General features: G+C 41.9%; 1 protein-coding gene and 1 pseudogene. Both read right to left on the reverse strand.

The annotated features are described in order from the left end of the window. Window positions 1-158: 158 nt before the first annotated feature. Complete coding sequence (locus tag R8O10_RS25515) at window positions 159-440, reverse strand: HlyU family transcriptional regulator (RefSeq protein ID WP_005498884.1); 282 nt, start codon at window positions 438-440, stop codon at window positions 159-161. 53 nt (window positions 441-493) lie between these two features. Then, window positions 494-664: pseudogene (locus R8O10_RS25520) on the reverse strand (competence protein ComFB); the annotation flags it as partial.

The raw sequence follows: 664 nt of genomic DNA on the forward strand, positions 1-664 counted from the left end.
CATGAAAAATAACAACGCTTTGTCACACAAGACCGAGGTCTAACCAGATCGTCGTAACTACTTAGTTAACAGACATTTAAGCTAAAAAAAGAAAGAGCCATCAGCATATACACTAATGGCCCTCGTTAAGATGATTCGTATCAAGTTGCAGCGAATTGTTAATCGAAGATTTTGTCGCCCATTTGATCGATAAACATTTGAGATTTCTTCAACATCAGCTCGTTTGCATCTCCCTCAGAAGCGAGCAAATCAGATCGGATGAAACGATGCGTTTTGACTTCTCCATCGTAGGACTTTTCAATGCGTCCTGCGATTCTGTATTGACCGCCTTCTGAAATGCTCTCTTGATAGATCAGAAAGCCTTTGTATTCGACAGGCTCTACCGTTTTTACTTCAGCAGTTTTTTCACTGCCACCAAACAAGCGTGAAAAGAATCCCACGATTCCTCCTTGGGTACGATTACTCTATTGTTTCGGTTCTGCGCAAACGCCAATCACCTAAAGTTGACGTTTAAGATTGGTTTCTCAAACCAGTCCAGCTCTTTGTCATCATCATAACTGGTATGAGAGAAAATGACAGGCACATCATTATCGCGATTCTTACGCCTGTCTTCTAAAATCATAGTGGCAGCATTGTGTACCGCGACATCCACGCTTTGCTTGAA

Origin of the sequence: Vibrio sp. 1727, assembly GCF_033344415.1 — a bacterium.
GTDB lineage: Bacteria > Pseudomonadota > Gammaproteobacteria > Enterobacterales > Vibrionaceae > Vibrio > Vibrio alginolyticus.